Genomic DNA, 19908 nt, shown 5'->3' on the forward strand with positions numbered 1-19908 from the left:
GCTGACCGAGGCCATCCGGGCCGCCAAGGCTGCGAAGTAAGTACTGGCGTTCAAATAGGAACCCCCCGGCTTTGCCGGGGGGTTCTTCATAGACGGACAAAGCCCTATGTTACCAGCGAGCGCGTCCCGTTGCGCAAGTACGGTCTGACACCCGCAAGAGCTCTGCTGCTTACCGCCTGTAAACGGGCTCAGAAATTTCCCATCGTCAGTTGTTCTCCAGCCTTATCCTCATCTAATTGATGCTTTATGTACTCTGCGATTTTTTCGCATTCTTTCCCGCAGTGCCCACATAATACCCACGACACCAAAATTCTCGATTCCGATACTAATACCTTAACTCTGGAAATTTCTCATAGATCATCAGACCGCTCTTTCCTTTCAAATACCCCATAAAGCTCGACACCGCCGCTTTAGGCGGAATCTCTACCAGCATGTGGATATGGGCTGGACACACTTCTGCTTCTATTATTTTAATCTTCTTCCGCTCACATAATGCTCGCAGTATTTCTCCTATCTCTCGTTTTTTCTCCATAGAACACCTTCCTGCGATACTTCGGTGCAAACTCTACATGGTATTTGCAAGTTCACTTCGTGTGTGATAAGCTCTTTACGTCATTCACGTTTGGATGACCTCCCTTTGCTTACTCGATGCAGCTGCCAGACCGCATCTCTATTCTAGAGCAAAGGGAGTTTTCTTGTCTACATCATCGCCATGAGGCTTCTTTTGAACCACTCGCCTAGCGAGTGGTTTTCTGGTTACAAAAAAACGCGGGCAGGAAAAACTCCTGCCCGCGTTTCATCGTTCTTTACTAAGACCCAGCAAATAATCGGTGCTGACGCCGTAGTACCTACTCAGTGTGATCAGATGGTGGATGGGAAGCTCATTGGCCCCCCGCTCATAGCGCGCATACATGGTCTGGGAGGTTCCCAGCACTTCAGCGATCTGTGTCTGAGTCTTATCGGCGTCCTCGCGCAAATCACGCAGAATACGTACATACTCCATCTCATCCACGTTCGACACCCCCTATGGACTTTTCCCGTTTCGGTCTTGCTTTTTATAATTTATCATAAAAAAACTGGTAAGTTGGACCTACAATACACAATTTTACTATAAATTCTTCGTGTTTTTCGGCAAAACCCGGCAAATTCCATATATTTAACGCATTAAAGTTTGATATTTTCCCGAAAATTCCAATGCAGCCCCCCTCTGAGGCCTCCGGAGCGCTTTACAAGCGGTCATTTTCCCTGTATAATGAACTGCGGCCCTGCGGGGGCCGGGGGCCCTCCGGGCTCACCCTGTTTTATTTTATCATATGCTTTACTCTATGAAAAGAGGAAATACACTATGGAATACACACAAGGCGTCCGGTTCGACAGCCTGGGTCTGTCGCCCGAAATCATGCGCGCCATTCAGCGCCGGGGGCTGGAGATGACCACTCCGGTTCAGGCCGGCTGCATCCCCCCTATGATGGACTGGCAGGACGTGATTGCCAAGGCTCCCACCGGTACTGGAAAGACCTTTGCCTACGGCATCCCCATCATTGAGCACACGAATCCCGAGGACGAGTCCGTCCAGGCCGTCATCCTGGCTCCCACCCGGGAGCTGGCCATTCAGATTACCGACGAGCTCCGGGACATCGCCGCCTTCCGCCCCGGGGTCCGCAGCGTGTGCCTCTACGGCGGACAGCCCATCGGGAAGCAGATCGAGGCCCTGAAAAAGCGCCCCCAGATTGTCGTGGCCACGCCGGGGCGGCTCAGCGACCACATGAAGCGGCGCACCGTCCGGGTGGACAGCGCTCAGACCGTCGTGCTGGACGAGGCGGACCGGATGCTGGACATGGGCTTCATCCACGATGTGACCCGGCTGCTGGACCGTATGAACAAGCGGAAAAACCTGGGCCTGTTTTCCGCCACCATCTCCCGGGAGGTCATGGACATCGCCTGGGTCTACCAGCGGGACGCCGCCGAGGTCACCGTCCGGGAGGACGAGCAGAACAAGCCGGACATCAGGCAGTTCCGCATGGACGTGGCCCAGAACGAAAAGGCCGACGTCATCGCCCGCATTCTGGACGAAACCGGCTTTGACCGCTGCATGGTCTTCTGCAACACCAAGGGCTCCACAGAGCGCATCTGCAAGTTTTTGCAGATGCGGGACATCGACGCGGAGTGCATCCACGGGGATATCCCTCAGAAGCGCCGGGAACAGGTGATGCACCTGTTCCGGGAAGGGAAACTGCGGGTCTTCGTGTCCACCGACGTGGCGGCCCGGGGCATCGACGTGGACGATGTGGACATTGTGTTCAACTGCGACGTGCCTGACGAAAACCAGGACTATGTCCACCGCATCGGGCGCACCGGGCGGGCAAAGCGCCAGGGCGTGGCGGTGTCGCTGATTGCCGACTATCCCTCTAAAATGCGCATTGACGACATCGCCCAGAAGACCCGGAACCAGATTGTCCCCGTGAAGTTTGGGGAGGACGGTCAGCTGGCCGTCGCTGAGTAAACACGCGCCGGTTCCGAACGGCGCTTCATCCCCGTGCATCACTCTCAAAAAAAAGGAGGCCTTCCCATGTCTGAGACCCGCGAAAAGCTCCGTCCTCTGAAAGCCCTGAAATGGGCCGTGCTGGGCGTCCTGCTCTGCGCCGCCGCAGGTCTGGCGGGCTTTCTGGGCGGCCGCTATGTCCAGAACCATCCGGAGGAGCCGGAGATTTCCGCCGTGGTGCTGGAGGCCCGTCTGCTGGAAATCAGCGAGCTGGCCAGCGTCACCTATCAATACACCAACATGGCCCAGTACGAAAACAGCGGAACCTTTTACGGCATGACGGTCCCCTTTACCACCAAGCGGTTTATCCTCACCTATGACGGCGTCATCAAGGCCGGGGTGGACCTCTCCGCGGCCCAGGTCACCGTCAGCGGCTCCGCCGTCACCGTCGCCCTGCCCCCGGCCCGGATTCTCTCCCACGAGCTGGACGAGGACAGCGTGGAGGTCTTCGACGAGCGGACCAGCATTTTCAACCCCTTTACCGTGGAGGACGTCACCGCCTTCCAGGCGGAACAAAAGGCCGTTATGGAGGAAAAAGCCCTCCAGCGGGGCCTGCTGGACCAGGCCCAGGAGAAGGCCGCCGACAGCGTTCAGGCTCTGCTGTCCGCCGCTCTGCCGGAAACCGTACAACTGACGGTACGGTAATTTTGAACATTTTGTAATTTTTTGTTACTTTTTCCTCTGCCCGTCTTTACAAGGCGGGCAGAATTCTTTATAATGAGGAAACAGCCTGTTATCAGCGTCAGAACCGGCGGCCTGTCTGCCGGGCCTTCTGACGTCCGCCGTCCTGTGACGGCGCAATCAAGTCAGCACAGTTGAAAACCGGCAGATACCGATTTTCAAACAGCGGCGGAGCCGCTGACGGGTGAGGAACCCCCCCTGTGCCGGCTATGAAGTCCGCCGCATGCGCTGAAAAGAAGCGGATGCTTCTTTTCAACCGCGGTGACTACACAATCCCCATTCCCCGGATGAGGGCGGAGGTTTTTTTATGAATCGTTTTATGAAGCGGCTGGCGGCGCTGCTGCTGCCCGCCGTGCTCTGCGTCTCCCTGCTGGGGGGCTGCGCCGGAGCCGAGGAGGGCCTGTCTCTGCCGGTGAGCGTCGGCGGCGCGCCGGTCTCCCTGGACCCGGCCTATGCCGAAGAACCGGGGGACCAAACCATTCTGGCCCACCTGTATGAAAATCTGATGCGGGTGACGGTGGACGGCAGCGGCCGGACCTCCGTCATCGGCGGCATGGCCAAAAGCGTGGAGCAGGAGGAGGAAACGGTGGACGGCAGTCTGGCCGTCACCTATACCTTCCGGCTTCGGTCCGCCCGGTGGTCCGACGGGCAGGCCGTCAAGGCCTCGGACTTTGTATATGCCTGGCGGCGGCTGGCGGACCCCGGCACCAACTCCCCCTACGCGGAGCTGCTGTCCATGGTCAGCGGCTACCGGGAGGCCCGGGACACCGGGAATCTGGAGCTGCTTCAGGTCAACGCCAAAAACGACAGCACACTGGAAGTGGTGCTGAACGGGCGGCACGACTGGTTTTTAAAGGAGGTCTGCACCTCTCCCGCTACAAGTCCCCTGCGGCAGGACGTGGTGCAGAAGCTGAAGGCAGCTGCGGAAGAGGGAAAGCCCTGGTGGTCCGACCCCACCGCCCTGGTGACCAACGGGCCTTACACCGCCGCGGAATCAGACGGGGGCCACTCCCTGAAGCTGACCTCCAGCAGCCGTTACTACGGCGACATGCCGGGCCCTCAGAGTCTCACCTTCCACTTTGTGGACACGGCGGAGCAGGGTCAGACCCTCTATGACTCCCGGGCCATAGACGCGGTGTGGCCCCTGACGGACGCCCAGCTGGAAACCGCCTCTCCGGAATGGGAGGGCACGCCGGAGCTGGAGACCGCCCTGGCGGTGTTCAACTGCGCCCGGGAGCCCTTTTCCGACGTCCTGATTCGCCAGGCCCTGAGTCTGGCCGTCGACCGGACCGCCCTGGTCCAGGCCGCCGGTCCCTCGGCGTGCATGGCGGAGGGCGTGGTGCCCCCCGGCGTGCCGGAGAACGAGGAGGAGGATTTCCGGACCGCCGGCGGCCCACTGCTGGACAACGATCCGGAGACCCTGGAGACCCGCCGCATCCAGGCCCGGGCCCTGCTGGGCGAGGCCGGATACGACAGCGGCCTGGACCTGGGCGAGCTGGAATACCTCTATGTCCAGAGCCCCGCCAACGACGCCGCCGCCCAGGAGCTCTGCCGCCAGTGGCGGGACAACCTCTCCGTCCAGATAACCCCGAAGGGCATGACGGAACGGGCCCTGATGTCGGCCCTGCGGAGCGGGGAATACACCGTGGCAGGTCTGGCCCTGGCCGCTCCCGCCAACGACGCCGAGTGCTTTTTGATGGACTGGACCTCCGGAAGCCAGCACAATGTGGCCTTCTATGAAAACAGCGCCTACGACACTCTGATGGCCATTATCGCCAGCGCCGCCGACGGCACCGCCCGAATGGGCTGCCTCCACGACGCGGAGGCCCTTCTGCTGATGGACTGCGCCGTCGTTCCCCTGTATACCCAATCCACTGACTGGACCCTGCGGGAGAACCTCACCGGCGCCTTCCGGGACCCCCGGGGCTGGTTCTGCTTCTCAGGCGTCGTCACCCGGTCTGTCTAAGAACCTGTATTCACAGCCGGGGGGATGCCGGATGGGCGGGAAAAAGGCCGCCCGGACAGCGTTCAGCGGTTGTGAATACAGGCGCGCTGTCACTTTTTCCGTTAACGCCCTGCCGCCTTTTTGTGCTTGCCGGATGCTCTCCGGCTGTGGTATGATGGAGTCAATCCACTTCCACCTCAGAGAAACTATGGAGGGCCCATTATGAGTCACCCCATCGCCGTCATGGCAGGCACGCCTGTGGACACCCACATGGGCGTCAGCATCCTGAAGACCCGGGATCTCCCCTGCATTCCCTTCCCCATCTCCATGAATCCCCAGGAGCAGACCCTGTTTCAGGTCTCTCCCGCCGGGGACAAGCGCCGGCATATGCTGGCTCTGCTGCGTCAATCCCAGTCCCTGGGCTGCCGGAAGGTGTTTGTCTACTGCAATTCCCTCTCCGCCGCCGTGGACTTCCCCAGCCTGGCCCAGGAGACCGGCCAGCGGATTGTCACGCCTCTGGAGGTCTATGGTTCCCTGGCCCGCCGGTACCGGAAGCTGGCCTTCATCGCCGCCAACGCCCAGGGTCTCAGCGGCATCGAGCGGGTACTTCTGGGGGCCAACCCCCAGCTGTCCACCCTGTCCGCCGCCCTGCTGCCGGTGGTCTTCGCCATAGAGGACGGCATGGAGCCGGAGGAGCTGACGGAGCGGTTCCGCCTGGCGGAGCTGGCCCGGTGGTTCTCCGCCTGCGGCATGGAAGCCCTGCTTCTGGGCTGCACCCACTTCCCCTATTTCAAGGAGGCCCTGTCCCGGCGGACGGAGCTGCCCATCATCGACCCCGCCGCGGAAATGCTGGACCTGCTGAACGCCTGAGCCTGCTCCAGCCCGCGGATTCCCGCTCTCTTCCGCACTGTCCCGCCTGCCGGGGCCCCTGTGGGGCTCCGGTTTTTTCATGCCCGCTTCCCAGTGCCATTCAGCCACCTTGCACAATTTTACCTCAATGGGGAACTGTAAAATCATCCAAAACACAGCTTGCCTTATTGTGCAAAACAGCTATAATAAACGGAGCTTTCAGGACAGGCCCTCCGTCATGTCCTGAACAATTGTGAGCAAAGCGAGGCAGCTTATGACAAGAGATTTAACAAAAGGCAGCCCCATGAGGCTGATTCTCAGCTTCGGACTCCCTGTTCTCCTTGGGAACCTGTTCCAGCAGTTTTACAACGTGGTGGATACCGCCATTGTGGGCAAGACCCTGGGGGGCAGCGCCCTGGCGGCGGTGGGCTCCACCGGCAGCATCAACTTTCTGGTGGTGGGCTTCTGCGTCGGCCTCTGCGGCGGCTTCGCCATTCCGGCGGCCCAGCAGTTCGGCGCGGGGAATCACTGGGAGCTGCGGCGGTATGTCACCGGCGGCGCGTGGCTGTGCCTGCTCTTCGGCGCCCTGACAACCCTGGCTACCACCCTTTTCTGCGGCCACATCCTCACGGGGATGCAGACGCCCCCGGAGATCTATCAACGGGCATACCTCTATATCTTCACTATTTTCGCCGGGCTTCCCGCCTATTTCCTCTACAACTTCACGGCCAGCGTCCTCCGGTCCCTGGGGGACAGCCGGACGCCGGTGATCTGGCTCAGCGGCGCGGCGCTGCTGAATATCGTGCTGGACGTGGTTTTCATCCTGACCTTCCACCTGGACGTCTTCGGCGCGGCGCTGGCCACGGTGCTCTCCCAGGCCGTCGCCGGAGCGGGCTGCCTGGTGCGGATGCTGCGGGGCTATCCCATTCTGCACACGGAGCGGGCGGACTGGCGGTGGAGCCGCCGCCGGATGGGGGAGCTGTGCCTGATGGGTCTGCCCATGGGGCTCCAGTTCTCCATCACCGCCATAGGCAGCGTCATGATTCAGACGGCGGTCAACGGCCTGGGCACCGCCTACGTCACCGCCGTCACCGCCGCCAGCAAGGTGTCCATGTTCGTCTCCTGTCCCTTTGACGCCATGGGCAGCACCATGGCTACCTACGGCGGGCAGAATGTGGGCTCCGCCCGCTGGGAGCGGCTGGACCAGGGTCTCCGGGCCTGCGTCCTGCTGGGGGCGGTTTACTCAGCACTCTCCCTGGCGCTGCTGTACGTCTTTGCCGACCCGCTGAACATGCTCTTCCTGGACGCGGACAGCGCTTCCCTGTTGCCCCTGGCCCGGCAGTATCTGCTGACGCTGGCCCTGTTCTACTTCCCCCTGGCTCTGGTCAATATCCTCCGCCTGCTGATTCAGGGCATGGGCTTCTCCCCCCTGGCCACCCTGGCCGGCGTGCTGGAGCTGGCCGGACGGGCTGTTATTTCCATGCTGGTGCCCTCCCTGGGCTTCGCCGCCGCCTGCTTCGCCTCTCCGGCGGCCTGGGTGCTGGCGGACCTGTTCCTGCTCCCCGCCTATTTCCACTGCCGGCACAGACTCACCCGGCCCCGGAGACGGAGAAGAAAACCGGCCCCCGCAGGCGCGTGAAGCCGGAATCACAAAAAAGAAAGCCGCAAAGTTACGAAAACTGCAAAAACCCCGCCGGAGGCGCAGAATACGCCTTCGGCGGGGTTCTTTTTTCCGTGCATTAAGCCAGCTTTTCCGCCAGGCGGGCGGCGATGGCGTCCATGAATTCCTCGCTGTCCACGCCCCGGGCCTCAAAGCCCGCTTCCACCAGGGGCAGAAGGTCTTTCGTCATGATGCCAGCCTCCAGCGTCTCTAAGGAAGCGTCCTCCAGCGTCTGGCCGAAGCGGACCAGCTCCGGCAGAGCGTCCAGCTCCCCCCGGCGCTTCAAAGCGCCGGACCAGGCGAATATGGTGGCCATAGGGTTGGTGGAGGTCTTTTCACCCTGGAGATAGCGGTAGTAGTGGCGGGTGACAGTGCCATGGGAGGCCTCGAATTCCATGGTGCCGTCAGGGGACACCAGCACGGAGGTCATCATGGCGAGGCTGCCGAAGGCGGCGGCCACCATGTCGCTCATCACGTCGCCGTCGTAGTTTTTCAGGGCCCAGATAAACCCGCCCTTGGACCGGATGACCCGGGCCACGGCGTCGTCAATCAGGGTGTAGAAATAGGTGATGCCCAGCTTTTCGAACTCCGCCCTGTAGGTCTTCTCGTACTCCTCTTCAAAAATCCGCTTAAAGGCCCCGTCGTAGACCTTGGAAATGGTGTCCTTGGTGGAGAACCACAGGTCCTGCTTTTGGGTCAGAGCGTACCGGAAGCAGGAGCGGGCAAAGTCCCGGATGCTGGCCTCGGTGTTGTGCTGGCCCTGCCAGACGGCCCCGCCGCGGACGGTCTGGACGTTCAGGGTCTGTTCCGCCCCGCTCTCACCCCGGAAGGTCAGCACGGCGGTTCCGGGCTCCTCTGTCTCCAGGTCCACGGCCTTGTACATGTCGCCGTAGGCGTGGCGGGCGATGGTGATGGGGGCCTCCCAATTCTTCACCGCGGGGCGGATGCAGGGCAGGACAATGGGGGCCCGGAAGGCGGTGCCGTCCAGAATGGCCCGGATGGTGCCGTTGGGGGACTTCCACATCTCAGTGAGCTGGGGGTACTCCTCCATCCGCTGGCGGTTGGGGGTGATGGTGGCGCACTTCACCGCCACCCCCAGGCGCTTGGCGGCGTTGGCCGCGTCCACGGTGACCTGGTCCCGGGTCTCGTTCCGGTGGAGGAGCCCTAAGTCGTAATACTCGGTTTTCAGGTCCACAAAGGGCAGAATCAGCTTTTCCTTAATCATCCCCCAGAGGATGCGGGTCATCTCGTCGCCGTCCATCTCCACCAGCGGCGTTGTCATTTTAATTTTTTCCATGTTGAAACCTCTTCTCAAATTAGGAATTAGGAATGTGGAGTTAGGAATTTGGGAAGATACACGGACATTCCTCATTCCTAACTCCTGATTCCTAATCGTTACATGACGTGCAGGTCCATAAACGCCAGCGTCATGGTTTTATCGTCCAGCTTCCGGACGAAGAAGCGGGCGGTCAGGTCGCTGGGCTCCCCGTTCAGGGGAACCTTGTCGTAGTGAATCACGGCGATGTCGTCCCGGCCCATCCAGCCGTAGTCTGAGGAGATGTCGATGGCCTTGTGGATTTCCTCCCGGCGGGGACTGTTTTTCAGGCTGGTGACCTTGTAGTCCGCCCGGCCGAATTCCCTGGCGGCCTCCTCCCGGGTGTAACCGCCGCAGCCGTAACCATAAACCACGGACTCCAGCAGCCAGGGGGTCCAGTCGCTCTCGCTGTAGTCCGGCAGGAACATGGACAGGGCTTCCTCATACTTCTCTTCCGCCAGCAGCTCCGTCCACTCCTCCAGCAGGCCGATGATCTCCTCCCGGCCCGCGTCGATGGGCAGGGTACGGAGGCGGGGGTCCGCTTTTTTGGCATAGTAGTTCATAAGGCAGCCGTCGAGAATAATTTCCCGCTCATCGTTGGTGAGATCGGGGAGGTGGAGGGTGATGTCCTCCACGCCGCCGTCCGCCTTCAGCACCCTGGCGGGAACATCCTTCCGGCCCAGGCGCACGGCCTCCCGGACGTCCGGCACAAACACGCAGTCCCCCGCCTCATAGGGGAACGCCGCTCCCTCGTCCAGGGTGAAGGGCAGAATGCCCCAGTTGATGCAGTTGGAGCGGTAACGCTTGGTGGCGAAGGCGTAGCAGATGTTGGCGAAGCCTCCCAGAACCTTCTGACAGGAGGCGGCCTGCTCCCGGGCGGAGCCGTCGCCGGGCCTGTTGGCGAAGACGCAGGAGCCGAACTGGGTGTTCTCCGCCGTGACCCGGCAGGCTTCCAGACGGGCGCGTTTTTCCGTCTCGGAAAGGGCCCTCCCATTGGGGAGACTCTCCAGTCTGACCTTGTTGGCCGCATATTGGGCGGCGTCGGCCCGGACCAGCAGCTTTTGCAGCCTCTCCGGCACGGTCCCCGCCAGCCGTCCGGCCTCGCACTCCGCAATTGCCTTGGCCCGGCCCACATAGGCCGGTTCCCGGCGGGAGAGGGTGAACTCCGCCAGCCGCAGGGGATTGGAGCGGTAAGAGGAGGTCTCGCCGGAGGGAATCAGCTCGTCGGTGGTGGTCACGGGGTCCCGGAGCACCGCCGCCAGCTCCACCAGCAGATGTTTCGCCAGAGGCTCCATCTTCGGCCAATCGGTGATGTTGGGGCCCATAATCAGGTCCGTGTCCGGCCGGGGGCCCGTCTTCCACCCGTTGTAGACCCGCTTTTCGTAAACCCCCGCGTCAAAATGGTAGGGATGCCGGACCGGCTCATAGTCAATCTCTGTGGCCGGGGTGATTCTGCCGCCGTTCCTGGCGGTGGCGGCGATGGAACGGGCGTCCATCAGGCAGACTCCGGCGAACTGGCCCTCGCCGGGCTTGGAGCCCTCCCGGTTGGGGAAGTTCCGGGTGGTGTGCCGCAGGGAAAGGCCGTTGTGGGCGGGCACGTCTCCCGCGCCGAAGCAGGGGCCGCAGAAGCTGGGCTTGATGATGGCCCCGCATTGCAGCAGGTCCGCCGTGGCCCCGATTTTTGTCAGCTCCAGACTGACGGGGACGCTGGTGGGGTACACGTCCAGGGCAAAATAACCGTCGCCGCAGCTCTGGCCCCGGAGGATGTCCGCCGCCTCGGTGATATTGTCAAACAGGCCGCCGGCGCACCCGGCAATCACACCCTGATCCGCCCAGACGCCGCCGTCACGGACCTTGTCCGTCAGGTGAATTTCCGCCTTAGGGAAGCGTTTCCTGGCGTCGGCCTCCACCTGGGCCAGAATCTCCGGCGCGTTGTCCAGGAATTCCCGGATGGTCCAGGCATTGGAGGGATGGAAGGGCAGGGCGATCATGGGCTCGATCTCAGAGAGGTTCAGCTCGATGTACTTGTCGTAATACGCAAAGTCCCCGGGATGGAGCTCAAAAAACAGCTCTCCCCGCCGGTGGGCATGATAAAAGCCCTCGGTCTCCCCGTCGGTCTCCCATATGGAGGAGAGGCAGGTGGTCTCGGTGGTCATGACGTCGATGCCGTTGCGGAAGTCAATGGGCAGGCCCGCGACGCCGGGGCCCGCGAATTCCAGCACGCAGTTGTTCACAAAGCCGCTTTCAAAGGTGGCCTTCACCAGGGCAATGGCCACGTCGTGAGGTCCCACCCCCCGGCGGGGCGCGCCGGTGAGGTGCACCAGAACCACCTTGGGATAGGGCACGTCCCAGGTGTTTTTCAGCAGCTGCTTGGCCAGCTCCGGCCCGCCCTCGCCCACGGCCATGGTGCCCAGGGCTCCGTAACGGGTGTGGGAGTCGGATCCCAGGATCATCTTCCCGCAGCCCGCCAGCTGTTCCCGGGCGTAGGAGTGGATGACGCTCTGGTTGGCGGGGACGTAGATGCCGCCGTATTTTTTGGCGGCGGAGAGGCCGAACACATGGTCGTCCTCATTGATGGTGCCGCCCACGGCGCAGAGGGAATTGTGGCAGTTGGTCAGGGCATAGGGCAGGGGAAACTCCCGCATTCCGGAGGCCCGGGCCTGCTGGACGATGCCCACATAGGTGATATCGTGGCTGACCATGGCATCGAACCGGATTTTAAGCTGCTCAGGGTCCTGGCTGGTATTGTGGGCCTGAAGAATGCTCCAGGCCAGAGTCCTCTGCCGGCCCTCCTCCCGGGACACAGGCGCGTCGGCACAGAGCGCGCCCTGAGAGAGGAACACGCCGCTGTCATGTAAAGTAATCATAGAAGGAACCTCCTGAGGCGGCCCGAAGGGACCGCGGCATTTCGGGTGCTATTGTAGCATAAATTCCGCCAGGAAACAAGTTCTTTGTACCGCCGGGGGAAGAATCCCCCGGACCCCCTCTTTTTTGTTCCGCGTTTCAGTGTGGAGCTTGCAGAAACCCGTCCCACGCGGATGGAACCCCGGAGCGCCCAAAAGAAGCAGCCCACCCGAAGGGCAGGACACAAAATATGGGTGTGCCCCATTGGGGGATTTTTTCGGAGATTTTTATGTAGGGGCCGGGCTCTGTCCCGGCCCGTCTCCGGTTGAAGAATCCTTTTTCGTTCCGCGTTTCGGTCGGGAGCTTGCGGAAATCCGTCCCACGCGGATGGAACCCCGGAGCGCCCGGCGGCTTTTCCCTCTTTTTGTTCCGCGTTTCAGTGTGGAGCTTGCAGAAACCTGTCCCACGCGGATGGAACCCCGGAGCGCCCGGCGGTCTTTCCCTCTTTTTGTTCCGCGTTTCGGTCGGGAGCTTACGGAAGCACGCCCCACGCGGATGGAACCCCGGACAGAGCCCTCAAAAGAAGCAGCCCGCCCGAAGGGCGGGAAACAAAAAAACATCCGTGGACAATCCCGCGCCGCTGTGCTATCATGGACAAAACGACCGGGAGGGACCGGACTATGGCGGCAGACAACATTTACAGGCATTTTGAATCCGGCGGTTTCTCCTGCGGTGCGGAGTTTCTCCACAGCGGAAACGCCTGGGCGGTGCGTTTTTATGACGACAGCGGCCCCGGCTTCAAAGCTCCGCTGGCAAACCTGGTAATCCCGCCGGACTGCTACGGCTTCCTGCATCTGCAATGCGTAGGGGAGGACGGGGTTCTCAGCGGCTTTCTGGACGCGGCTCATTTCTCGCCGGACATGACGGAGGACCTTCTCGCCCTGCTGGAGGAAACCATTTTCAACGGCGTCGGCTGCTATCTCCCCTATCATATCGACTTCGTGACTCTGCAAAGCTGCGAGGAGTATAACGGAGAGTATTGAGTGCTATCTTTTATACAGATACGAAAGGAGCGTAAGGCGGATGAATCTGCGGACCTGTTCCATCCTGAAATGGGTCTTCACGGCCTTGGCCCTGCTGGAGGCCCTCCTGCTCTGCGTCACGGCGGACATGACCCATGGGGCCGCCGCCGTCCTCTTCGCCTTCTGCGCCTTTGCCTTCGGGGTACAGGAGAAACGGCGGGGCCAGGCCGGGAAAGCGGCGGAACCGCCTCCCGGCGGGACCAAAAAACGCCGCCTCTGGCTGGCGCTGCTGGCGGTTCCTGTGTGCGCCGCCGTCCTGTTTCTCGTCCTCAGCGGCAAAACCGGGGGTTGGCTGATGTCGGAACGGGAGGTGCTGGCCTACTACGCGGAGACCTACGGCCAGTCCTTCACGGTCCTCTCCCGCACCACTGAGGAGCACCGGGAGGGGGACACCCACACCCGCAGCCAGACTCTGGTCCTCTGCCCCGAGGACCGGCCGGACCTGGAATTCCAGTTCTTCCAGTGGGCGGGCTATGCCTACAGTCCCGGCCCCATTCCCCAGCTTGTCCCCTCGTTCAGCGAGAGCGTTACGGACCGTTACCCCTCCGAGGCGCTGGCCTATGCCCTGGAGAATTTTGCGGCGGAACAGGGTCTGGGGACTCTGGAGACCACGGAGGAGAACCGGACGCTTACGCTGACGGCGGAGGACTGGGAGGGGGCCGTCCGGCAGATTGCGGACTATGTCAACAGCCTCAGCGGCGTCAGCCCATACCGCCGGCTTGAAACCATCTGGCTGCTCTGCTTCCGGCTGGAGCGGCCCGGCGGGGAGTCCGTCACCTACCGGGCGGACCTCATTGAGGAGGACCGTCTGACGGCAGACGCCGGGGAGATCATTGCCGGACTCAAAGCCGCCGAGGCCCGGGACCGGGCGGCGCTGGCCTTTGCCGCCGGTTTTCAGGAGGCCTTTCCGGAGGCACGGGCAGAGCTGTCCTATCGGGACTGGACCTTCTGCCACGAATTTTCGGCCTCTCTCGATGTGGGGTCCATAGAGGAGCTGGACCGTCTGCTGGCCCGGATGCAGGCCTTTGCTGCGGAGCATCAGGGGGACGCGGTCTACACCGCCCCGGGTCTGGAGGGTCTGCGGGTGAACGCGCATTTCATCCTGCGGGGCACGCCGGAGCCCAAGGGCCAGATTGGCACCTGGGCCCCCTTCGCCGGATCGGATCGGCTGTCCATCGACGCTGCCGCCATCCGGGAGCGCATCCGCAAGCTGTACCTGCTGCCGGAGACTGCCGCTGAATCGGAGACGGAGCCCCCGGAGACCCGGGCGTAAGCCGCCTTTCTCGCACCGCCTTTCCCGCACCGCCTTCTTTGCACCATCTGCGGCCACAGCGCCTATACTGGAATAGGGCGGGCAAAGCCTGCCCGAATTTCCAGATAAAGGCGTTGATGATACATGCTGCGCGCGCTTAGCTGGGCCGCCCTGGGGACCGGGTTCACCTTTCTGATGACCACCCTGGGGGCCGCCCTGGTATTTTTTCTCTCCGGGGAACCGAAGCCCCGGTTTCAAAGGGCCATGCTGGGATTTGCCGCCGGCGTCATGACGGCGGCCTCGGTGTGGAGCCTGCTGCTGCCGGCCATTGACCAGGCATCGGAGGAGGGCCGTTTCCCCGGCTGGCTTCCCGCGGCGGCGGGGATGCTGCTGGGCGTGGTGTTCCTGGCGGCGCTGGACGCCCTGCTGCCCCATCTGCGGCGGGAGCGGGCGGTCCCTGACGCCTGGCGGCAGAACACCCTGCTGATGACGGCCATCACCCTACATAACGTGCCCGAGGGCATGGCGGTGGGGCTGGCCTTCGCCCTGGCGGCGGAGGGGGAGGGCGCCGTGGGCGCCATGGCCCTTGCCCTGGGCATCGGCATCCAGAACTTCCCGGAAGGGGCGGCGGTGGCCCTGCCCCTCCGGCAGGAGGGCCGGTCCCGCCTCGGCGCCTTCACCGGCGGGATGCTGTCCGGCGCGGTGGAGCCCGTTTTCGGTATCCTGGTGGTGCTGATTGCCGCGTGGGCCCACCCCGTGATGCCCTGGCTCCTCAGCTTCGCCGCCGGAGCCATGCTGTATGTGGTGGTGGAGGAGCTGGTGCCCCAGGCCCACAGCCGGGCGGGGACCTGCGGCTTTGTGGGGGGCTTTCTCATTATGATGGTGCTGGACGTGGCCCTGGGCTAGCTCAGAGATTTCCCTTGCCCCTCCGCGTTCCGCCTTTTGCGGAATGCTCCGCCGGACGGAACATTTCTTCGCCTCCGGTCAGGAACCGCTTGGCCGGGTTCCTGACCAGGCCGGGGAAGCAAAAACGCGGCAGCCGGCAGGCTGCCGCGTCTTTTTGCGCCAATTTCGGAGACCGCCCCGGAGGCGGCTAAAATGCGGCGATGCTCAGGGCCAGCCGGGCCGCTCCCGCCGCCAGTCCGGCGCAGGCTAAGGCCAGAATCAGGCAGAGGGCCGCCCGGTTTCCCTCTCCCCGCCGCCGGAGGCGTCCGGCCGTGTCATAGAAGAACCAGGCCCCTGCCGCGCCCCCCAGGGCGAAGGCCAGGGAAAAAACGAAGACCATGCCCATGCTTCAGCTTTTGGCCTTGATCTGCGCGCCGCACCTGGGGCAGGTGATGACAATATTTCCCTTCCCCACCGGCACCCGGCAGATGGCCTTGCAGGTTTTGCAGGTAAAATATTTATGGTCCTTGTCGGTGTGGCGGGCTCTGGCCCCGGCGCTGCGGCTCTTGAGCCGCCAGACCCAGTTGACCCATTTCTGATTCTCCGACCGGCGCTGGGTCAGGTTCCTGGAGAACATCCGGAAAAAGATAAAAAGCATCAGCCCAAAAAGCAGCCCTTCGAATATGCGGATGAGCAGCACGCTTTTCAGCACCAGGCCGCTGACAATCTCCGCCCCCCACAGAATCAGATACAGCCAGAACAGCGCCCGGTTCAGCTGGTCCATGCCGTTGCGTCCATACATGAAACGGGCCAGTCCGTTTCCGATTTTCCGGAAAAAGCTCATAGGTCACGATCTCCTTTGCCCCGTGTGAGTGATCTGTCTCTATTCTACTCGCAAGGGCCGGGAGAGACAACTGTTTTAAACGGAAATTTACAAAATAGTCATTTATTTTTAGGGACGCCCGTGCTATATTTTAGTGTTGTCAAAAAAACAAAAAAGGATGTGGTTTCCAGTTATGGCAAAAAAGCAGTTCAAAGCGGAGTCCAAGCGTCTTTTGGATCTCATGATTAACTCCATCTACACCCACAAGGAGATTTTCCTCCGGGAGATCATCTCCAACGCCAGCGACGCCTGCGACAAGCTCTGCTACCAGGCGCTGACGGACCCGGCGGTGGGCCTGGACCGGAAGGATTTCAAGATTGAGATTACCGTGGACAAGGACGCCCGGACCCTGACCGTCTCCGACAACGGCATCGGCATGGACAAGGCCGACCTGGAGAGCAACCTGGGCGTCATCGCCTCCTCCGGGTCCTACAAATTCAAACAGGAGCTGGGGAGCGACGCCAGGGACACCGACGTCATCGGCCAGTTCGGCGTGGGCTTCTACTCCGCGTTTATGGTCTCCGACCATATCACCGTGGTGACAAAGAAGTACGGGGCCGAGGACGCCTGGATGTGGCAGTCCGCCGGAGCCGACGGCTACACCGTCACCCCGTGCGATAAAGAAACCGCGGGCACCGATATCATCATGCACATCAAGGCCAATACGGAGGACGAGCAATACGGCGAATTCCTGGAAAACTGGAAGCTTCAGGAGCTGGTCCGGAAATACTCCGACTATATCCGCTTCCCCATCCGCATGGAGGTCAGCAAGACCCGGAAAAAGGAGGACAGCCCCGAGGACAAGCCGGAATATGAGACCTATACGGAGGTGGAAACCCTGAACTCCATGGTCCCCATCTGGCAGCGGCCCAAAAACGAGGTCACGGCGGAGGAATACAGCAAATTCTACCGGGACAAGTTCCATGACTACGCCGACCCCCAGCGCTGCATCCCCGTCGACGTGGAGGGCACCGTCACCTACAAGGCCCTGCTCTTTGTCCCCGGCGCCACCCCCTTCGACTACTACACCAAGGAGTTTGAAAAGGGACTCCAGCTCTATTCCAACGGCGTGCTCATCATGGACAAGTGCGCCGACCTGCTGCCGGAGCACTTCCGTTTCGTCCGGGGCGTGGTGGATTCCCCGGACCTGAGCCTGAACATCTCCCGGGAGCTGCTCCAGCATGACCGGCAGCTGAAAATCATTGCCAAAAATCTGGAGAAACAGATCCGGGCGGACCTGGCCAAAATGCTGGCCGAGGACCGGGAGGCCTATGAGAAATTCTGGAAAAACTTCGGCCGGCAGCTGAAATACGGCGTTGTAAACGAGTACGGGCGGCACAAGGACCTGCTGCAGGACCTGCTGCTGTTCTACTCCTCCACGGAGAAAAAGCCCGTCACCCTGGATGAATACGTCTCTCGGATGAAGGAGGACCAGCCGTATATTTACTACGCCGCCGGCGAAACGGCGGACAAGATCGACAAGCTGCCCCAGACCGAGGGGCTCAGGGACGCGGGCACGGAAATCCTCTATTTCACCGAGGAGGTGGACGAGTTCTGCGCCCAGACGCTCCGGACCTACAAGGACAAGGAGCTCCGCTCCGTGCTGGACCAGGAGATTGAGGAGGGCGCAGAGAAAAAGGCCGAGGAGGCCGCGGAGACCCACAAGGCGGTTTTCGATTTTGTGAAGGAGGCCCTGGGCGACGCCGTCAAGGAGGTCAAGGCCAGCGCCCGCCTGAAGTCCCATCCGGTCTGCCTCACCGCCGGGGAGGGCCTGAGCTTTGAAATGGAAAAGTATTTCCAGGCCGTCCAGCCCGACGCCGCCTTCCAGGCGGAGCGCATCCTGGAGCTGAACGTAGAACACCCGGCCTTCCTGGCTCTGGAGGCCGCCGTGGAGGCGGACCCCGGCAAGGCGAAGACCTACGCTGTTCTTCTCTACAACCAGGCCCTTCTGATTGCCGGACTGCCCCTGGAGGACCCCTCCGGCTATACCGACCTGGTCTGCGGTCTGATGAACTGAGGGCAGAACCATCCGGAGCTTCAGCGGCAGTACTGCGCCGACCCCCATGCCGGCGCCTGCCCTGCTACAACCCCGGCGGCGAATTCATCTTTTACCGTGACGATGAGCGGGACGGTTTCTGGCACATGGGACTGAATACGCTGGTGAAAACCACCGGCGACCCGGACGCCGTAGCAGGCGGGCCCAAAATGCCCTTCTGTTCGGAGGCGTGGGACGCAATCTCCCGCTATATTTACACCGGCCTCCAGGGCGGTTCCATCATGAAGGGCTGGATGAGCGCCGAAAACACCATGATTGCCTGCTGTTCCGACGGCACGCGGCCCGTCATCTTCAGGATTGAGCGGATTGACTATTGAATAAAGTTGAAAACCGGCAGTTTGCCGGTTTTCAACTTTACCAACTGTATGAATAAGTCCCACGGCCAGCGCCTGCGGGGCACGCAAAAGGGCCCTTCCCGAAGCACCGGGAAGGGCCCTGATTTCTGATGTACCGGAGAACGGCCCTTTCAGAGCCTGTTTAATATCTCAACGTGTGCGTATTGGCGAGGGGATTTTTTGTCCTGCAAGGCAAAAATCCGCAGGCATCCTGACGGATGGCAAGGATTTTTAACGCAGTCAGGGCGGAAAATACACTGTCAAGACGTGCGCGGGGAGATTTTAAACAGGCTCTCAGGCCTCCAGATTTTTGCCCTCGCCGTCAAAGAGATGGCAGACGCTGCCGGCAAAGGTGAACTTCACCTCGGCGCCCTGGGCAAAGGTCTCCTTGTGGTTTCCGTTCAGGTCCATGGTGGGCACAATGATGACCACGTCCCGGCCCATGGCGTTGGCGTGGAGATGGACCTCGCTGCCCATCATCTCGGACACGTCCACCTTGGCCCGCAGCACGTCCGCCCCGTCGCTCAGGGTGATGTGGCTGGGCCGGACGCCCAGGGTGACAGACTGGGGCTGAACGTTCTTCGCCGCCAGCTTCTTCTGCTTTTCCCCGGAGAGCTCCACCTTCATGCCGCCCACAGAGACCGCATACGTTCTGCCGTCCTTCTCCAGCTTCGCGTCGAAGTAGTTCATCTGCGGCGTGCCGATGAAGCCGGCCACGAAGAGGTTGGCGGGATGGTCGAAGACCTCCTGAGGGGTGCCGATCTGCTGGATGAAGCCGTCCTTCATGATAACAATCCGGTCGCCCAGGGTCATGGCCTCGGTCTGGTCGTGGGTGACATACATGAAGGTGGTGTCGATTTTCTGCCGGAGCTTGATGATCTCGGCCCGCATCTGGTTGCGGAGCTTGGCGTCCAGGTTGGACAGGGGCTCGTCCATCAGCAGCACCTTGGGCTCCCGGACGATGGCCCGGCCAATGGCGACGCGCTGGCGCTGGCCGCCGGACAGAGCCTTGGGCTTCCGGTCCAGATACTGGGTGATGTCCAGAATCTCGGCGGCCTCCTTCACCCGGCGGTCAATCTCGTTCTTGGGGACCTTCCGCAGGGTCAGGGGGAAGGCCATGTTCTCATAGACAGTCATGTGAGGATACAGGGCGTAGCTCTGGAAGACCATGGCGATGTCCCGATCCTTGGGTTCCACGTCGTTCATGAGCTTATCGTCGATGTACAGCTCGCCTTCGGAAATCTCCTCCAGACCGGCCACCATCCGCAGGGTAGTGGACTTTCCGCAGCCGGAGGGACCCACCAGCACGATGAATTCCTTGTCGGCGATGTCCAGAGAGAACTGCTGCACCGCGATGACGCCCTTTTCCGTCACCTGGAGATTGATTTTCTTCTCGGGATCGCCTTTTTTCTTTTTCGCTTTTTTCTGGTCTCCGCTGTGGGGGTAGATTTTCACAATGTTCTTCAGGCTCAGTGTTGCCATACACACCGGCTTTGATGAACCGGCCTCCGCCGGAGCACCTTGTCCGCGGGGAGCGTGCCCCGGGGACTTTACGGCAGGTCTCCACACTGCCGCACCG

Annotated in this window: 15 protein-coding genes and 2 pseudogenes; 10 read left to right on the forward strand and 7 right to left on the reverse strand. The window is 61.6% G+C overall.

Translation table 11 applies throughout. The features are described from left to right. Positions 1-174: 174 nt before the first annotated feature. Positions 175-620 (reverse strand): annotated as a pseudogene (tnpA, locus tag Q0063_RS06235) (IS200/IS605 family transposase); the annotation flags it as partial. A gap of 176 nt (positions 621-796) precedes the next feature. Continuing rightward, on the reverse strand, positions 797-1003 hold the full coding sequence (locus tag Q0063_RS06240) for a helix-turn-helix domain-containing protein (protein ID WP_297871157.1): 207 nt from the start codon (positions 1001-1003) through the stop codon (positions 797-799). 342 nt (positions 1004-1345) lie between these two features. Between Q0063_RS06240 and Q0063_RS06245 the strand changes: the two genes are divergently transcribed. The 5 genes from Q0063_RS06245 to Q0063_RS06265 all read left to right on the forward strand — a co-directional run bounded on the left by Q0063_RS06245 (position 1346) and on the right by Q0063_RS06265 (position 7656). Continuing rightward, complete coding sequence (locus tag Q0063_RS06245; RefSeq protein WP_297871117.1) at positions 1346-2503, forward strand: DEAD/DEAH box helicase; 1158 nt, start codon at positions 1346-1348, stop codon at positions 2501-2503. A 66-nt stretch (positions 2504-2569) separates the two neighbouring features. Beyond that, entirely contained in the window at positions 2570-3187 is a 618-nt protein-coding gene (locus tag Q0063_RS06250) for a DUF4230 domain-containing protein (RefSeq protein ID WP_297871118.1), read from the forward strand. A gap of 343 nt (positions 3188-3530) precedes the next feature. Beyond that, positions 3531-5189 carry a peptide ABC transporter substrate-binding protein gene (locus tag Q0063_RS06255; RefSeq protein WP_297871119.1) on the forward strand — a complete coding sequence of 553 codons (1659 nt, stop codon included), beginning with the start codon at positions 3531-3533 and terminating at the stop codon, positions 5187-5189. 201 nt (positions 5190-5390) lie between these two features. Further along, positions 5391-6038: an aspartate/glutamate racemase family protein gene (locus Q0063_RS06260; protein ID WP_297871120.1), complete on the forward strand. Its 648-nt coding sequence runs from the start codon at positions 5391-5393 to the stop codon at positions 6036-6038. Positions 6039-6291: 253 nt separating this feature from the next. Then, complete coding sequence (locus Q0063_RS06265) at positions 6292-7656, forward strand: MATE family efflux transporter (protein WP_297871121.1); 1365 nt, start codon at positions 6292-6294, stop codon at positions 7654-7656. A gap of 100 nt (positions 7657-7756) precedes the next feature. Here the strand turns inward: Q0063_RS06265 and Q0063_RS06270 are convergent, their stop codons facing one another. Continuing rightward, the gene (locus tag Q0063_RS06270; RefSeq protein ID WP_297871122.1) at positions 7757-8974 is read right to left on the reverse strand and encodes an NADP-dependent isocitrate dehydrogenase; all 1218 of its coding nucleotides are present in this window, start codon (positions 8972-8974) and stop codon (positions 7757-7759) included. Positions 8975-9540: 566 nt separating this feature from the next. Then, a pseudogene (locus tag Q0063_RS06275) lies at positions 9541-11859 on the reverse strand (hydratase); the annotation flags it as partial. Positions 11860-12516: 657 nt separating this feature from the next. Here Q0063_RS06275 and Q0063_RS06280 point away from each other — a divergent pair. From Q0063_RS06280 to Q0063_RS06290, 3 genes are all read left to right on the forward strand, one after another. Further along, entirely contained in the window at positions 12517-12879 is a 363-nt protein-coding gene (locus Q0063_RS06280) for a hypothetical protein (RefSeq protein ID WP_297871123.1), read from the forward strand. 40 nt (positions 12880-12919) lie between these two features. Beyond that, positions 12920-14191: a hypothetical protein gene (locus Q0063_RS06285; protein WP_297871124.1), complete on the forward strand. Its 1272-nt coding sequence runs from the start codon at positions 12920-12922 to the stop codon at positions 14189-14191. A gap of 123 nt (positions 14192-14314) precedes the next feature. Beyond that, on the forward strand, positions 14315-15076 hold the full coding sequence (locus Q0063_RS06290; protein WP_297871125.1) for a ZIP family metal transporter: 762 nt from the start codon (positions 14315-14317) through the stop codon (positions 15074-15076). 187 nt (positions 15077-15263) lie between these two features. Here Q0063_RS06290 and Q0063_RS06295 read toward each other — a convergent pair whose 3' ends face one another. Together Q0063_RS06295 and Q0063_RS06300 are read right to left on the reverse strand one after the other, a co-directional pair. Continuing rightward, a complete protein-coding gene (locus tag Q0063_RS06295) occupies positions 15264-15455 on the reverse strand; it encodes a hypothetical protein (RefSeq protein WP_297871126.1) in 192 nt (63 codons plus the stop codon). A gap of 9 nt (positions 15456-15464) precedes the next feature. Then, entirely contained in the window at positions 15465-15899 is a 435-nt protein-coding gene (locus Q0063_RS06300) for a hypothetical protein (protein ID WP_297871127.1), read from the reverse strand. A 172-nt stretch (positions 15900-16071) separates the two neighbouring features. Between Q0063_RS06300 and htpG the strand changes: the two genes are divergently transcribed. Both htpG and Q0063_RS06310 read left to right on the forward strand, forming a co-directional pair. Continuing rightward, positions 16072-17955 carry a molecular chaperone HtpG gene (gene htpG / locus Q0063_RS06305; RefSeq protein WP_297871128.1) on the forward strand — a complete coding sequence of 628 codons (1884 nt, stop codon included), beginning with the start codon at positions 16072-16074 and terminating at the stop codon, positions 17953-17955. A gap of 86 nt (positions 17956-18041) precedes the next feature. Next, entirely contained in the window at positions 18042-18311 is a 270-nt protein-coding gene (locus tag Q0063_RS06310) for a TIGR04076 family protein (RefSeq protein WP_297871158.1), read from the forward strand. A gap of 312 nt (positions 18312-18623) precedes the next feature. On the opposite strand, the gene Q0063_RS06315 is transcribed toward Q0063_RS06310, so the two are convergent. Beyond that, a complete protein-coding gene (locus tag Q0063_RS06315; RefSeq protein ID WP_297871129.1) occupies positions 18624-19811 on the reverse strand; it encodes an ABC transporter ATP-binding protein in 1188 nt (395 codons plus the stop codon). Between the last annotated feature and the right edge of the window lie 97 nt (positions 19812-19908).

The sequence above is a fragment of the uncultured Oscillibacter sp. genome (assembly GCF_947654275.1).
GTDB lineage: Bacteria > Bacillota > Clostridia > Oscillospirales > Oscillospiraceae > Oscillibacter.

Coding starts and splice junctions, on each gene's coding strand:
- Q0063_RS06270 (WP_297871122.1), bottom strand. CDS start 8,974: ATGGAAAAAATTAAAATGACAACGCCGCTGGTGGAGATGGACGGCGAC.
- htpG (WP_297871128.1), top strand. CDS start 16,072: ATGGCAAAAAAGCAGTTCAAAGCGGAGTCCAAGCGTCTTTTGGATCTC.
- Q0063_RS06240 (WP_297871157.1), bottom strand. CDS start 1,003: ATGGAGTATGTACGTATTCTGCGTGATTTGCGCGAGGACGCCGATAAG.
- Q0063_RS06295 (WP_297871126.1), bottom strand. CDS start 15,455: ATGGTCTTCGTTTTTTCCCTGGCCTTCGCCCTGGGGGGCGCGGCAGGG.
- Q0063_RS06260 (WP_297871120.1), top strand. CDS start 5,391: ATGAGTCACCCCATCGCCGTCATGGCAGGCACGCCTGTGGACACCCAC.
- Q0063_RS06315 (WP_297871129.1), bottom strand. CDS start 19,811: ATGGCAACACTGAGCCTGAAGAACATTGTGAAAATCTACCCCCACAGC.
- Q0063_RS06255 (WP_297871119.1), top strand. CDS start 3,531: ATGAATCGTTTTATGAAGCGGCTGGCGGCGCTGCTGCTGCCCGCCGTG.
- Q0063_RS06300 (WP_297871127.1), bottom strand. CDS start 15,899: ATGAGCTTTTTCCGGAAAATCGGAAACGGACTGGCCCGTTTCATGTAT.
- Q0063_RS06265 (WP_297871121.1), top strand. CDS start 6,292: ATGACAAGAGATTTAACAAAAGGCAGCCCCATGAGGCTGATTCTCAGC.
- Q0063_RS06285 (WP_297871124.1), top strand. CDS start 12,920: ATGAATCTGCGGACCTGTTCCATCCTGAAATGGGTCTTCACGGCCTTG.
- Q0063_RS06250 (WP_297871118.1), top strand. CDS start 2,570: ATGTCTGAGACCCGCGAAAAGCTCCGTCCTCTGAAAGCCCTGAAATGG.
- Q0063_RS06245 (WP_297871117.1), top strand. CDS start 1,346: ATGGAATACACACAAGGCGTCCGGTTCGACAGCCTGGGTCTGTCGCCC.
- Q0063_RS06290 (WP_297871125.1), top strand. CDS start 14,315: ATGCTGCGCGCGCTTAGCTGGGCCGCCCTGGGGACCGGGTTCACCTTT.
- Q0063_RS06280 (WP_297871123.1), top strand. CDS start 12,517: ATGGCGGCAGACAACATTTACAGGCATTTTGAATCCGGCGGTTTCTCC.